Consider the following 14,158-nt stretch of genomic DNA (forward strand, 5'->3'; position numbering starts at 1 on the left):
AAATGCTGTGAATAATAATGTTGACCAAAACTCAGACCGTACGCAGCAGGCCTATCACTCGCTGCATCGGGGGCGTGTCGAGCTCACCGTCCAGTTCCTTGCGGGCAAGGAGCAGGTCCATCAACTCGTTGTCGCTGAGCTCGAACAGTACGCTCAGCGAAGCCACATCCTCGTCGGACAGGCTCTCCTCGTAACGGTTGAAAAAACGTTCGACGATGATGTCGTTCTCCAGGAGGCCGCGGCGGGCGCGCCAGCGCAAACGGGCGCGCTTGTGCGGATCGGCCTGATGGGAGAAGGTGGTGGCAGGACTCTCAGTCATGGCTTCCTACTTTCGGCGCGCCAGCCAGATATAGCCGCTCTGGCTGACGCGCCGCTTACTACTGCAGACAGCCGCAGGATCAGACCGCGCGGCGGACCATCAGCTCCTTGATCTTGCCGATGGCCTTGGTCGGGTTCAGACCCTTCGGGCACACGTCGACACAGTTCATGATGCTGTGGCAGCGGAACAGGCGGTACGGGTCGTTCAGGTTGTCCAGGCGCTCGCTGGTGGCCTGGTCGCGGCTGTCCGCAATGAAGCGATAAGCCTGCAGCAGGCCGGCGGGGCCGACGAACTTGTCCGGGTTCCACCAGAACGACGGGCACGACGTCGAGCAGCTGGCGCAGAGAATACACTCGTACAGGCCGTCCAGCTCGTCACGCTCTTCCGGCGACTGCAGGCGCTCTTTCTCGGGCGGCGGCTCGTCGTTGATCAGGAACGGCTTGATCGAGTTGTACTGCTTGAAGAAGTTCGTCATGTCGACAATCAGGTCGCGCACCACCGGCAGGCCGGGCAGCGGACGCAGCACGATGCGGTCCGGCAGCTCGCGCATATTGGTCAGGCACGCCAGGCCGTTCTTGCCGTTGATGTTCATCGCGTCCGAGCCGCACACGCCTTCGCGGCACGAACGGCGGAACGAGATGGTCTCGTCCAGCTTCTTCAGCTTGACCAGCGCGTCCAGCAGCATGCGCTCGTGACCGTCCAGCTCGACCTCGTAGGTCTGCATGCGCGGTGCCGCATCCTTGTCCGGATCGTAGCGGTAGACTTCGAAAATACGCTTCATTTCTGTGGGTCCTGTTATCTCTACGATGCGGTGCTCAGAAGGTACGGGCCTTCGGCGGCACGCTTTCCACCGTCAGCGGTTCCATCTTCACCGGCTTGTAATCGAGGCGGTTGCCTTCGCTGTAGAACAGCGTGTGCTTGAGCCAGTTCTGGTCGTCGCGGTTCGGGAAGTCGCTGTGCGCGTGGGCACCGCGCGATTCCTTGCGGGCGGCCGCCGAGATCATGGTGGCCTTGGCCACTTCCACCAGGTTGGCCACTTCCAGGGCTTCCACCAGCGCGGTGTTGAAGACCTTGGACTTGTCCTTCAGGTGGATGTTGTTGGCGCGCTCGGAGACTTCCAGGATGCGCTCGACACCTTCGTCCATCAGCTTCTGCGTCCGGAACACGCCGGCATGCGACTGCATGTTCTTGCGGATGTCGTTGGCCACGTCCTGCGTGTACTCGCCCGACGACGTTGCCTGCAGCTTGGCCAGGCGCGACAGCGCGAGGTCGGCGGCATCGGCCGGCAGCGGCTTGTGCTCTTTCTGCTTCAGGTTCTGCGCGATGATGTGGTTGCCGGCCGCGCGGCCGAACACCACCAGGTCCAGCAGCGAGTTGGTGCCCAGGCGGTTGGCGCCGTGCACCGACACGCACGAGCATTCGCCGATCGCGTAGAAACCGTTCAGGACTTCGTTCGGGTTGCCGTTCTTCGGCACCACGACCTGGCCGTGATAGTTGGTCGGGATGCCACCCATCTGGTAGTGGATGGTCGGGACGACGGGGATCGGTTCCTTGATCGCGTCGACGTTGGCGAACTTCATGCCGATTTCGCGGATCGACGGCAGGCGCTTCATGATGGTCTCGGCGCCGACGTGGGTCAGGTCGAGCAGCACGTAGTCGCCGTTCGGGCCGCAGCCGCGGCCTTCCTTGATTTCCTGGTCCATCGAGCGCGAGACGAAGTCACGCGGCGCCAGGTCCTTCAGCGTCGGGGCATAGCGCTCCATGAAGCGCTCGCCGTCCTTGTTGCGCAGGATACCGCCCTCGCCGCGCACGCCTTCGGTGATCAGCACGCCCGCGCCGGCCACGCCGGTCGGGTGGAACTGCCAGAACTCCATGTCTTCCAGCGGCACGCCAGCGCGTGCGGCCATGCCCAGGCCGTCACCGGTGTTGATGAAGGCGTTGGTGGAAGCGGCGTAGATGCGGCCGGCACCGCCGGTCGCGAACAGCGTGGTCTTGGCCTCGAGGATGTAGACCTCGCCGGTTTCCATTTCCAGCGCGGTCACGCCCAGCACGTCGCCGTCCTGGTCGCGGATCAGGTCCAGCGCCATCCATTCGACGAAGAAGTGGGTCTTGGCGCGCACATTGCGCTGGTACAGCGTGTGCAGCAGCGCGTGGCCGGTACGGTCAGCCGCGGCGCAGGCGCGCTGCACGGGCTTTTCACCGTAGTTGGCGGTGTGGCCGCCGAACGGGCGCTGGTAGATGGTGCCGTCGGGGTTGCGGTCAAACGGCATGCCGAAGTGTTCGAGCTCGTACACGACCTTCGGGGCTTCACGGCACATGAACTCGATGGCGTCCTGGTCACCCAGCCAGTCCGAGCCCTTGATGGTGTCGTAGAAGTGATAGTGCCAGTTGTCTTCGCTCATGTTGCCCAGCGAAGCACCGATACCGCCCTGCGCCGCCACGGTGTGCGAGCGGGTCGGGAACACCTTGGACAGCACGGCCACGTTCAGGCCGGCTTCCGCGAGCTGGAGGGATGCGCGCATCCCGGCGCCGCCAGCACCGACGATGACCACGTCAAAGCGGCGACGCGGCAATCCAGTCTTGACTGCGACCATTTATTACACCCTCCAGAGAATCTGAGCAGCGTAGCCCGCACAACCGACGAGCCACAGAATCGTAAGAACTTGCAGCACCAGGCGCACGGCCATCGGGCGCACATAGTCCATCCAGATGTCGCGCACGCCGATCCAGGCGTGATAGAGCAGCGACAGAATGGTCAGGAACGTGATGATCTTCATCCACTGGTTGGAGAAGAGCCCTGCCCACGCTTCGTACGAAGCGCCGTTCGACAGCAGGAAGGCAATGGCCAGGACCACGGTGAAGACCACCATGATCACGGCTGTGACGCGTTGCGCGAGCCAGTCTTTCAGGCCGTAGTGGGCACCGACGACAAGACGCTTGGGACCGATATTGTTATTTGCCACCTTGATTCTCCTCAGAACAGGCCGAACAGCTTCAGGCCGAAAATCAGGGTAAGCAGCAGGCTGACAACCAGCACGCTGATGGCAGACTTAGCCGAAGCGGGCTTGGAGACACCAACGTGCACATCCAGCAGCAGGAAACGGATACCGGCGCAGAAGTGATGCAGATAACCCCAGATCAGGGCCAGCAGAACCAGCTTGACGAAGCCGCCGGACAGGAGGGCCGAGAACTTTGCGAAGCTCAGTTCCGAAGTGATGCTCTGCTCGAACAGGTACAGCACGAAGGGAAGGAGGAGGAACATCAGGGCACCGCTGACGCGATGCAGGATGGATACCTTGCCGGCCCAGGGCAACCGATAGCGCGCAATCTGCGCGATACCGATATTCCGGAACTCCGGCCTGGCTTGTTTGACGGCTTCAGCCATGCGAGACCCCATTTGCGGTAAACAAAGAAACGAAACTGCCATTGCCTGCATGCAACGGGATGCATTAGGGCAAATCCATGAGATTTTAGCGCCTTTGTTGCGCGCTGCACCAATAATTTTCGCCTATCGGGCACCAACATGCGCCGCCCGACAATCGCACACAATCCACATGTGCCGCCAATGCCGCGCAACATTAAACGACGGCGCAACAGCCCTCACCGTCATGACAAAAGCCGCAATAATGCGCACCGGCGCGGGGGATCACGCGGTGCGCCGGGGTCAGCTCAGGTCGTTCTGGTAATAGTGCCGGGCGGTAACATACAGGCCGCGGCGCACTTCGACGGGACGGTCGCCATAGGTGTATGACACCCGTTCAACCGACAGCAGCGGCGAGCCCACCGGCACGGACAGCAACTCGGCCGCCGTCTCGTCGGCGGCCACAGCGCGAATCTTTTCCGAGGCGCGGATCATGCGTGTGCCGAACTCGGCCTCGAACAATGCATACATGGGGCCCTTCCACTCGGTCAGCTTTTCAGCCGTCAGGCCCTTGAAGTTGGCGCCGAGCAGCCAGATTTCGTCCAGCACGGTCGACTCGCCGGAGAATGTCAGTACACGGCGGATCTGCACCACGCTGTCGCCGGTGCGGATATCCAGCAGCCGGGCGATCTCGGCGGGCGCGCGCAGGCGCTTGCATTCCAGCACATGGCTGGCGCCATAATGGGGTTCGCCTTCGTCGGGGACGAGGCGCAGGAAACGGAACTTGACCACGTCTTCATGATGCGTGGTCACGAAGGTGCCCTTGCCCTGCCGGCGCGCCACCAGGTTCTCGGCGGCGAGCTCGTCGATGGCCTTGCGCACCGTGCCCTGGCTGACCTTGTAGCGCGAGGCCAGCTCCATTTCACTGGGGATCATCTCGCCCGGCTTCCATTCGCCGGACTGCAGGCTGCGCGTGATCAGCGCCTTGATCTGCTGGTAGAGCGGGCTGAAGGTGGGCGATGGCACGGCGTTGGCGGCTTGCGGGGCGGTTTGCGAAACCAGCGGCTGCGCCGGCGAAGATGACGGAGGCGGCTGCGTCCCGGCGCCGGGCGTGGCGGCGCCAGATTCCTGCGCGCCGGGGGCCGTCGCGCCGGTCAGGGACGTAGACAGGGAGGACATAGCGGGATTTCACCACAAAACGGCGAGAGGCGTCCAGCCTGATCTTAATTGTCTTATGTCTTATATAAGACATATGAATTGACAGCAAGGGAGGCGCAGCCTACACTCGCGCTGGTCCACGCCCGCGGAGGCCTGCCAGTGCCCGCCAGACCTTGACGAATGCGGCCCGGCCCCGGTGCGAGCCGGCCCGGCCTGCCCTCCGTCCCGGAATTCGGTCTGGAAATGGCGCCACGCTTCGCAGTAGACTTACGCTTCGTTGCATCACCATGACCCGTTGTGGCTCTCCCTCACCGGTTCCGCCCCGTGGCCTCGCCACCTGGCTCCGGCGGACAGCCGCTCCCCGCTGTGGCGACAACCAGCACCCGGTGACGTGCCGCCACTTGTACCACGGCAGCGCGCAACCGACCGGTTTCCCCCCATCTATCGTTTGGAGATTTACTCATGGCTAAAGCCCCAATGCGCGTCGCAGTCACCGGCGCCGCTGGCCAGATCGGCTACTCCCTGCTGTTCCGCATCGCCAATGGCGACATGCTGGGCAAAGACCAGCCGGTCATCCTCCAACTGCTCGACCTCCCGCAAGCCCAGCAAGCCGTCAAGGGCGTGGTGATGGAACTGGAAGACTGCGCCTTCCCGCTGCTGGCCGGCGTGGTCATCACCGATGATCCCAAGGTTGCCTTCAAGGACGCCGACGTCGCCCTGCTGGTGGGCGCCCGTCCGCGCAGCAAGGGCATGGAGCGCAAGGACCTGCTCGAAGCCAACGCCCAGATCTTCACGGTGCAGGGCAAGGCACTGGACGAAGTCGCCAGCCGCAACGTCAAGGTGCTGGTGGTCGGCAACCCGGCCAACACCAACGCCTACATCGCCATGAAGTCGGCCCCGAACCTGCCGCGCGAGAACTTCACCGCGATGCTGCGTCTGGACCACAACCGCGCCCTGTCGCAGATCGCCGCCAAGACCGGCAAGCCGGTTTCGTCGATCGAGAAGCTGTTCGTGTGGGGCAACCACAGCCCGACCATGTACGCCGACTACCGCTATGCCACCGTCGACGGCAAGAGCGTCAAGGACCTGATCAACGACCCGGTCTGGAACAACGACGTGTTCCTGCCGACCGTCGGCAAGCGCGGCGCCGCCATCATCGAGGCCCGTGGCCTGTCGTCGGCCGCCTCGGCTGCCAACGCCGCCATCGACCACGTGCGTGACTGGGTGCTGGGCACCAACGGCAAGGTCGTCACCATGGGCATCCCGTCGAACGGCGAGTACGGCATCCCCGCCGACACCATGTTCGGCTACCCGGTGACCACCGCCAACGGCAAGTACGAAATCGTCAAGGGTCTGGAGATCGACGCCTACAGCCAGGAAAAGATCAACATCACCCTGAACGAACTGGAAGAAGAAAAGGCCGGCGTGCAGCACCTGCTGGGCTGATCTTCCGCTCGAGGAAAGACCAGGACAAAGACCGGGGTTCCGCAACGATTCAATCGGTGCGGACCCCGGTTTTTCATATTGGGGCGTTACGCTAGCCTCTGCCCCTCCCCTACAACCAACGATCCGAACCAACGTGCATCCTTCCGAGGTCTTGTTCCAGGGCGAAGCCATCCCGGTCCAGCTGCCGGTGTGTGACCACTATGCGGGCAGCGAAAAGCTGATGCGCAAATCGCTTGCCCTGCAGCAAGAGCTTGGGGCCATCTTCGACATCACCTTCGACTGCGAGGACGGCGCCGCCGTCGGCCAAGAGCGCGAGCACGCCGAGCTGTGCGCGCAGCTGATCAGCAGCCCGATGAATGCGCACAATCGCGTGGGCGTGCGCATTCATGATCCGTCGCACCCGAGCTGGCGCCAGGACGTCGACGTGCTGGTGCGCGCCGCCGGCGCCCGGCTGGCCTATGTGGTGGTGCCCAAGGTCACCGACGTGGTCGAGGTCGCGCGCGTGACCGACCATGTCAACCAGGTGGCGCGCAATGCCGGCATCGCCCGCCATATCCCGATCCATGTGCTGATCGAGACCCATGCCGCGCTCGAACAGGCATTCGACATCGCCGCGCTGGTGCAGGTCGAGTGCTTGAGCTTCGGCCTGATGGACTTTGTCTCGGCGCATCACGGCGCGATCCCGGGCGAGGCCATGCGCTCGCCGCAGCAGTTCGAGCATCCGCTGATCCGCCGCGCCATGCTGGAGATCTCCGCCGCCTGCCACCGCCATGGCAAGGTGCCGTCACACAACGTCAGCACCGATGTGCAGACGCCGCAGCGCGCCGGCGACGATGCGCTGCGCGCGCGCAGCGAGTTCGGCTACCTGCGCAAGTGGAGCATCCATCCGGGCCAGATCGTGCCGATCGTCGCGGCATTCCGCCCCGGTGCGGAGGAAATCGGCGCCGCCAGCCAGATCCTGCTGGCAGCGCATGAAAACAACTGGGCCCCGATCCGCCACGAAGGCCAGCTGCACGACCGTGCCAGCTATCGCTATTACTGGTCGCTGCTGCAGCGCGCGCAGGCGACCGGCACGCCGCTGCCGGCCAACGTGGAAGCGCTGTTCTTCGCCTGAAACAAGTCCAACACCAGTCACGGACGCGCCCCGAAGGAGACACGGATGGCCGCTTCGAAGAACGCTGTACCGGCCGCCGCGGCAGAGCAGCCGGCCGCCGCGCCCAAACCCAAGAAATCCGTCGCCCTGTCGGGCGTGACCGCCGGCAATACCGCGCTGTGCACGGTCGGCCGTACCGGCAACGACCTGCACTACCGCGGCTACGACATCCTCGATATCGCCGACACCTGCGAGTTCGAGGAAATCGCCCACCTGCTGGTGCACGGCAAGCTGCCGACCAAGGCTGAACTGGCCGCCTACAAGGCCAAGCTCAAGTCCCTGCGCGGCCTGCCCGCCAACGTCAAGGCCGCGCTGGAATGGGTCCCCGCCAGCGCCCACCCGATGGACGTGATGCGCACCGGCGTGTCGGTGCTCGGCACCGTGCTGCCGGAGAAGGAAGACCACAACACCCCGGGCGCGCGCGATATCGCCGACCGCCTGATGGCCAGCTTCGGCTCGATGCTGCTGTACTGGTACCACTACAGCCACAACGGCCGCCGCATCGAGGTGGAAACCGACGATGACTCCATCGGCGCACACTTCCTGCACCTGCTGCATGGCGAGAAGCCGTCGGAGCTGTGGGAGCGCGCCATGCACACGTCGATGATCCTGTACGCGGAGCACGAGTTCAACGCCTCGACCTTCGCCGCGCGCGTGGTCGCCGGCACGGGCTCGGACATGTACTCGGCCATCTGCGGCGCGATCGGCGCGCTGCGCGGGCCCAAGCATGGCGGCGCCAACGAAGTGGCCTTCGAGATCCAGAAGCGCTACGACAACCCGGATGAAGCGCAGGCCGACATCACCCGCCGCGTCGAGAACAAGGAGGTCGTGATCGGCTTCGGCCACCCGGTGTACACCATCAGCGACCCGCGCAACCAGGTGATCAAGGAAGTGGCCAGGAAGCTGTCGAAGGATGCCGGCTCGATAAAGATGTTCGATATTGCCGAGCGCCTGGAAACGGTGATGGGGGACATCAAGAGGATGTTCCCGAACCTGGACTGGTTCAGCGCGGTGAGCTACCACATGATGGGCGTGCCGACGGCGATGTTCACGCCGCTCTTTGTGATCGCGCGCACTTCCGGCTGGGCTGCGCATGTGATCGAACAGCGCATCGACAACAAGATCATCCGCCCGAGCGCCAACTATGTGGGCCCTGAAAACCGCAAATTCGTCACCATTGGCAAGCGCAAGTGAGCCCGGACCGACCAGGCATCCCAATAATGTAACGAAAGGCCAGAGCACTACGCCGCCCCAGGCAAATCGTAGAGAATAGCGGCGGAAATCCATCCCAGGCCGCCGCCGGATGTGACGGCGGCGATGACATAAATCAGATTTCGGAATCCGAAAGGCACTCACAAAATGAAACATCTCGTCCTTGCCGCCTGCATCGGCGCCTTCAGCCTGACCACCGCTACCGCCGTCATGGCGCAGGAACCGGCCAAGAAGACCACCACCACCAAGAAGAAGGCTTCGACCAAGAAGAAGGCAGCTGCCGGGACCGCCGCAGCGGCCGGCGCCGCTGCGGCAGCCACCCCGACCGGTGAAAAGTGGCAATGCGAACTGGGCAACAGCCTGTACATCGCCGGCGACATGCTGCGTGACGAAGTCCTGACCGTGCACTGGCAGGGCAAGGACTACAAGCTGCCGCGCCAGTCCACCGTCACCGGCGCCGACCGCTACTACGACGCCCGTACTGGCCTGGACCTGGTCGTGATCCCGAGCAAGGCCATGCTGTTCAACAAGAACCTGGGCCAGCGCCTGGCCGACGACTGCCAGAGCGCCGCCATGCAGGCCGGCGCCGCGGCCCCGACCCAGGCCGGCGGCCTGCGCGCCCCGACTACCAGCCCGTTGCTGGTCACGCCGCCGGGCGGCCAGCCGCAGCAGCCGTCCGACGCCAGCCAGCAGTCCGCCGCACCCAAGCAGTAAGTCCGTACAGGGCGCCGGCGGCCGACTGAATTCCGGCCGCCGGCGCCCTTTTTGCCTTGCCGGGCGGGAAAATCCGCTTGGCCAGGCACGTTATCGTGCCAGCGCAGGGGCTGCGCCGGGGCCCGGCCGATCCGAACCGGGTGGCGGCAAAGCCGCGCGGCGGTTAGAGTATGCAGTTGCAGTGTGCTGCCGACCTCGGACCGCGGTCATCGCCGCGGCAGCGCACCGGGGTCTCGATTCAGGTCCGAGCCAAATGCCATCGCATCATCCTTCGATCGGAGTACGGCAATGCCCCATAACCTAGAAAACACGCTAAAAGAATTCAAGATCGGCCCTTCCGCAAAGGGCCAGTTTTATTCCCTCCCCCAGTTGGGCGAGGAGCTGGACCTGGCGATCGGGCGCCTCCCGGTGTCGATCCGCGTGGTGCTGGAATCGGTGCTGCGCAACTGCGACGGCAAGAAAGTCACCGAAGAACACGTCAAGCAACTGGCCAGCTGGAAGCCGACTGCCGAGCGTATCGACGAGGTTCCCTTCGTGGTGGCCCGCGTGGTGCTGCAGGACTTCACCGGCGTACCGCTGCTGGCCGACCTGGCCGCAATGCGCAACGTCGCCGAGAAGATGGGCAAGAACCCCAAGCAGATCGAGCCGCTGGTGCCGGTGGACCTGGTGGTCGACCACTCGGTGCAGATCGACCACTTCCGCGAGAAGAAGGCGCTGGACCTGAACATGCAGCTGGAATTCAAGCGCAACAACGAGCGCTACCAGTTCATGAAGTGGGGCATGCAGGCCTTCGATACCTTCGGCGTGGTGCAGCCGGGCTTCGGCATCGTGCACCAGGTGAACCTGGAATACCTGGCGCGGGGCGTGCACAAGAAGGACGGTGTCTACTACCCAGACACGCTGGTCGGCACCGACTCGCACACCACCATGATCAACGGCATCGGCGTGGTCGGCTGGGGCGTCGGCGGCATCGAGGCCGAGGCCGGCATGCTCGGCCAGCCGGTGTATTTCCTGACGCCTGACGTGGTCGGCGTGGACCTGACCGGCCGCCTGCGCGAGGGCGTCACCGCCACCGACCTGGTGCTGACCATCACCGAGATGCTGCGCAAGGAAAAGGTGGTGGGCAAGTTCGTCGAATTCTTCGGTGAAGGCACCGCCAGCCTGTCGGTGCCGGACCGCGCCACCATCGGCAACATGGCGCCTGAATACGGCGCCACCATGGGCTTCTTCCCGGTCGACGAGAAGACCATCGACTACTTCCGCGGCACCGGCCGCACCGACGAGGAAATCGCCGCCTTCGAAGGCTACTTCCGTGCCCAGAACATGTTCGGCATCCCGCAGGCGGGCGAGATCGACTACAGCAAGACGCTGAAGCTGGACCTGTCCACCGTGGCGCCGTCGCTGGCGGGCCCGAAGCGCCCGCAGGACCGCATCGAGATCGGCAACGTGAAGAGCACCTTCGCCTCGCTGTTCAGCAAGCCGGTGGCCGAGAACGGCTTCAACAAGGATCCGGACGACCTGGACCGCGCCTACACCACCGCCGACGGCATCGAAGTGAAGAACGGCGACGTGCTGATCGCCGCCATCACCTCCTGCACCAACACCTCCAATCCGAGCGTGCTGCTGGCGGCCGGCCTGCTGGCCAAGAAGGCGGTGGAAGCCGGGCTGGAAGTCGCGCCGCATATCAAGACCTCGCTGGCCCCGGGCAGCCGCGTGGTGACCGAATACCTGCAGGCCGCCGGCCTGCTGCCGTACCTGGAAAAACTGGGCTTCGGCGTGACCGCCTACGGCTGCACCACGTGCATCGGCAACGCCGGCGACCTGACGCCTGAGTTGAACGATGCCATCACCACCAACGACCTGGTGGCGGCCGCCGTGCTGTCGGGCAACCGCAACTTCGAGGCCCGCATCCACCCGAACATCCGTGCCAACTTCCTGGCCTCGCCGCCGCTGGTGGTGGCCTACGCCATCGCCGGCAATGTCACGCGCGACCTGATGACCGAGCCGGTCGGCAAGGGCAAGGGTGGCAAGGATATCTGGCTGGGCGACATCTGGCCGACCTCGGAAGAAATCAATGCGCTGATGAAGTTCGCAATGAATGCCGGCACCTTCAAGACCAACTACGAGCAGGTCAAGAAGCCGAGCAAGCTGTGGGGCGCGATCCAGGGCACCAAGGGCCAGGTCTACGACTGGCCCAAGTCCACCTACATCGCCGAACCGCCCTTCTTCCAGGACTTCAGCATGGAGCCGTCGGCCGCCGTGGCCAGCGTGCGCGGCGCGCGGGCGCTGGGGGTCTTCGGCGATTCGGTGACGACCGACCATATCTCGCCGGCCGGCTCGATCAAGGACACCTCGCCTGCCGGCAAGTACCTGCTGGCGCACGGCGTGCTCAAGGCCGACTTCAACAGCTACGGCTCGCGCCGCGGCAACCATGAGGTGATGATGCGCGGCACCTTCGCCAACGTGCGCATCAAGAACCTGATGATCCCGCCCAAGGCCGACGGCGCGCGCGTGGAAGGCGGCCTCACCATCCACCAGCCCACTGGCGAACAGATGTCGATCTACGACGCGGCCATGAAGTACATCGCCGAGGGCACGCCCACGGTGGTATTCGGCGGCGAAGAGTATGGCACCGGCTCGTCGCGCGACTGGGCCGCCAAAGGCACGCAACTGCTGGGCGTGAAGGCCGTGGTGGCACGCAGCTTCGAGCGCATCCACCGCTCCAACCTGGTTGGCATGGGCGTGTTGCCGCTGCAGTTCAAGGGCAGCGACAGCGCGCAGACGCTGGGCATCACCGGCAACGAGACCTTCGATATCGAGGGCATCGAGGGCGACCTCAAGCCGCAGCAGGACGTGGTGCTGGTGATCAAGCGCGCCAACGGCCACGTGCAGCGCGTGCCGGTGCTGCTGCGCATCGATACACCGATCGAGGTCGACTACTACAACCACGGCGGCATCCTGCCGTTCGTGCTGCGCCAGCTGCTGGCCGCCTGAGGCGCGCCCGTACGCCTGCAACGGCTGACGCCGCCTGCCTGAGCCTGATTGACGGGCCGCGGCAGGCGGCGTTTTTCATTGGGGCACGGTTTGCGTCCCCGGCATCACCCCGATGCCGGTCGCGCGCGTGTAAGTTCCACGCAAGCCAGCCCTGCCACACTGTGCTTCACTAGAACAGTGGTCAGAATGACAGGGCCGGCCCAGCCCCCCTGCGACTGACCCGGCCGGGCCCCGCCCGGCATCGCCAGAAACAGGAGACAGCATGGCAAAGATCCTCATCGCATTCATTATCATCGCCGGCGCGGCGCTTTACCTGCTGACCAAGGGCGGAAGCGACGTGTCCATCTCCGGCGAACAGCACGGCGTCGAAACCCACACCCCTGCCGCACCCGCCGCTTCCGCCGCACCAGCCCAGAAATAACGCGGACGAATAGCGCGCGCGCGCCGATGAGCGCTGGCCGCTCCGCATGAAGCGGCCTGCTTGTCAACGCAGCGAGTAGAATACCGTTTTACGCATAAACGGACGGTTTCTTTCTATGGCAGGTTTTCGCCCCAAGGCTTCCCCACGTCTTTCGCCTGACGCCGAGCGTCTGGTGGCCGATGCGCTCGCCCTCGACGCCTCGGGCAGCCGCATGGAGGACGGGTATTGGGAACGGCGGCTGTCGCAGCGCCTGGGCCGCCTGTTGAAGAACGGTAGCCAGACCGCGCTCGACGCGGCACTGGAACACTTGTTCAAGCACAACGCAGACGCCTCCGACGTGCTCGCCGAACAGGCCGAGACCCTGGCCGAGTCGGCCACTATCGAGGTCGACGGCCAGCGCTATGACGCGCTGCTGATCGCCGCCCCGATCCTGGCGCATACGCGCTACGCCATTCCTTCCGGCTCGCTCAAGCCCGAGCTGGCGCAGACGCTGGCGGTGCACCTGCAGGCACACGTGCTGGCCACCGGCACCAAGGTCTCGCTGTCGCCGTACCTGTACAGCATCGACCAGCTGCCGCGCACGCACAGCGACACCTTCGCGCTGACGCACAAGCTGGCCGCGGCCGCGCTCGCCGGCGCGGTGCCCAAGGTCGACCTGCGCGACCTGCCCGAGACCGCGCCGATCCTGGCCGACCCGCGCTACCTGCTGGCGGTGGTGGTCGCGCCGCACGAGCAGGCGCTGTTCCGCTGGCAGGAAGACGCCAAGGAGCACCATGCCGAGCGCTCCACCTGCCTCGAGCAATGGCGCAGCCAGGTCCAGCCTTCGGTAGCGCTGCTGCTGCCGGGCTGCGAGTTCGAGCTGCTGCTCCCCGACGCCTTCTTCCTGTCCTGCCGCGAGTCCGACAAGAGCATCCGCCCGCTGACGGTGCGCGCCGCGGTCAACTACCTGTGCGGCACGCTCGATGTCTCTGCCGGCCAGCTGGCCGCGGTGGTGGCGGCGTTCGGCGAGGAAGTGGTCGAGGAATACCGCGTGGGCTTTACCATGCGCGGCGAGAAGGATGTGATCTACGGCATCGTCTGGCCGGTCTATGGCCGCGAAGCCGGCGAGGTCGACGCCGACGAGAAGGGCAACCCGCTCGAGCAGATCTGCGAAGAGCTACGCAATGCGGGCGTGGAAGATATCTTCCGCCACGCTGCGCTGTTCGATCCGGAGTATTGCGAGGATTGCGGCACGCCGCTGTATGCGGACCGCAATGGCGAGATCGTGCACGCCGAGCTGCCCGAGGATGCGCCGACGCAGCAGCCGCTGTTCCACTGACATCGCCTACACCTGCAAGAACGGAAACGGCCCGCATTGCGGGCCGTTTCTCATTGGAGCGT

Annotated in this window: 13 protein-coding genes; 7 read left to right on the forward strand and 6 right to left on the reverse strand. The window is 64.7% G+C overall.

The features are described 5' to 3' along the window. Window positions 1–31: 31 nt before the first annotated feature. The 6 genes from ABNX08_RS15525 to ABNX08_RS15550 form a co-directional block, all read right to left on the reverse strand. Complete coding sequence (locus tag ABNX08_RS15525) at window positions 32–319, reverse strand: succinate dehydrogenase assembly factor 2 (protein WP_022535985.1); 288 nt, start codon at window positions 317–319, stop codon at window positions 32–34. 79 nt (window positions 320–398) lie between these two features. Continuing rightward, entirely contained in the window at window positions 399–1,100 is a 702-nt protein-coding gene (locus tag ABNX08_RS15530) for a succinate dehydrogenase iron-sulfur subunit (protein ID WP_011298473.1), read from the reverse strand. A 34-nt stretch (window positions 1,101–1,134) separates the two neighbouring features. Next, on the reverse strand, window positions 1,135–2,913 hold the full coding sequence (gene sdhA / locus ABNX08_RS15535; RefSeq protein WP_022535986.1) for a succinate dehydrogenase flavoprotein subunit: 1,779 nt from the start codon (window positions 2,911–2,913) through the stop codon (window positions 1,135–1,137). A 3-nt stretch (window positions 2,914–2,916) separates the two neighbouring features. Then, window positions 2,917–3,282, reverse strand: coding sequence for a succinate dehydrogenase, hydrophobic membrane anchor protein (gene sdhD, locus ABNX08_RS15540; RefSeq protein WP_010814617.1), 366 nt, complete (start codon window positions 3,280–3,282; stop codon window positions 2,917–2,919). 11 nt (window positions 3,283–3,293) lie between these two features. Then, complete coding sequence (gene sdhC / locus ABNX08_RS15545) at window positions 3,294–3,704, reverse strand: succinate dehydrogenase, cytochrome b556 subunit (RefSeq protein WP_022535987.1); 411 nt, start codon at window positions 3,702–3,704, stop codon at window positions 3,294–3,296. Window positions 3,705–3,983: 279 nt separating this feature from the next. Beyond that, entirely contained in the window at window positions 3,984–4,859 is an 876-nt protein-coding gene (locus ABNX08_RS15550; protein ID WP_022535988.1) for a GntR family transcriptional regulator, read from the reverse strand. Window positions 4,860–5,300: 441 nt separating this feature from the next. Between ABNX08_RS15550 and ABNX08_RS15555 the strand changes: the two genes are divergently transcribed. From ABNX08_RS15555 to ABNX08_RS15585, 7 genes are all read left to right on the forward strand, one after another. Further along, window positions 5,301–6,284 (forward strand): malate dehydrogenase, encoded by a 984-nt coding sequence (locus ABNX08_RS15555; protein WP_010814614.1) that lies wholly within the window; start codon window positions 5,301–5,303, stop codon window positions 6,282–6,284. Between the two features lie 133 nt (window positions 6,285–6,417). Continuing rightward, window positions 6,418–7,398 carry a CoA ester lyase gene (locus tag ABNX08_RS15560; RefSeq protein WP_022535989.1) on the forward strand — a complete coding sequence of 327 codons (981 nt, stop codon included), beginning with the start codon at window positions 6,418–6,420 and terminating at the stop codon, window positions 7,396–7,398. 45 nt (window positions 7,399–7,443) lie between these two features. Then, window positions 7,444–8,631 carry a 2-methylcitrate synthase gene (gene prpC / locus ABNX08_RS15565; RefSeq protein WP_022535990.1) on the forward strand — a complete coding sequence of 396 codons (1,188 nt, stop codon included), beginning with the start codon at window positions 7,444–7,446 and terminating at the stop codon, window positions 8,629–8,631. Between the two features lie 165 nt (window positions 8,632–8,796). Continuing rightward, window positions 8,797–9,363, forward strand: a complete 567-nt coding sequence (locus ABNX08_RS15570) for a hypothetical protein (RefSeq protein ID WP_349607297.1) — start codon at window positions 8,797–8,799, stop codon at window positions 9,361–9,363. Between the two features lie 288 nt (window positions 9,364–9,651). Continuing rightward, on the forward strand, window positions 9,652–12,357 hold the full coding sequence (gene acnA / locus ABNX08_RS15575; protein ID WP_022535992.1) for an aconitate hydratase AcnA: 2,706 nt from the start codon (window positions 9,652–9,654) through the stop codon (window positions 12,355–12,357). Between the two features lie 262 nt (window positions 12,358–12,619). Beyond that, window positions 12,620–12,778 carry a hypothetical protein gene (locus tag ABNX08_RS15580; RefSeq protein WP_022535993.1) on the forward strand — a complete coding sequence of 53 codons (159 nt, stop codon included), beginning with the start codon at window positions 12,620–12,622 and terminating at the stop codon, window positions 12,776–12,778. Window positions 12,779–12,893: 115 nt separating this feature from the next. After that, window positions 12,894–14,096, forward strand: coding sequence for a DUF2863 family protein (locus ABNX08_RS15585; RefSeq protein WP_022535994.1), 1,203 nt, complete (start codon window positions 12,894–12,896; stop codon window positions 14,094–14,096). Window positions 14,097–14,158: the final 62 nt, after the last annotated feature.

It is taken from the genome of Cupriavidus sp. DF5525 (assembly GCF_040149425.2).
GTDB lineage: Bacteria > Pseudomonadota > Gammaproteobacteria > Burkholderiales > Burkholderiaceae > Cupriavidus > Cupriavidus pickettii_A.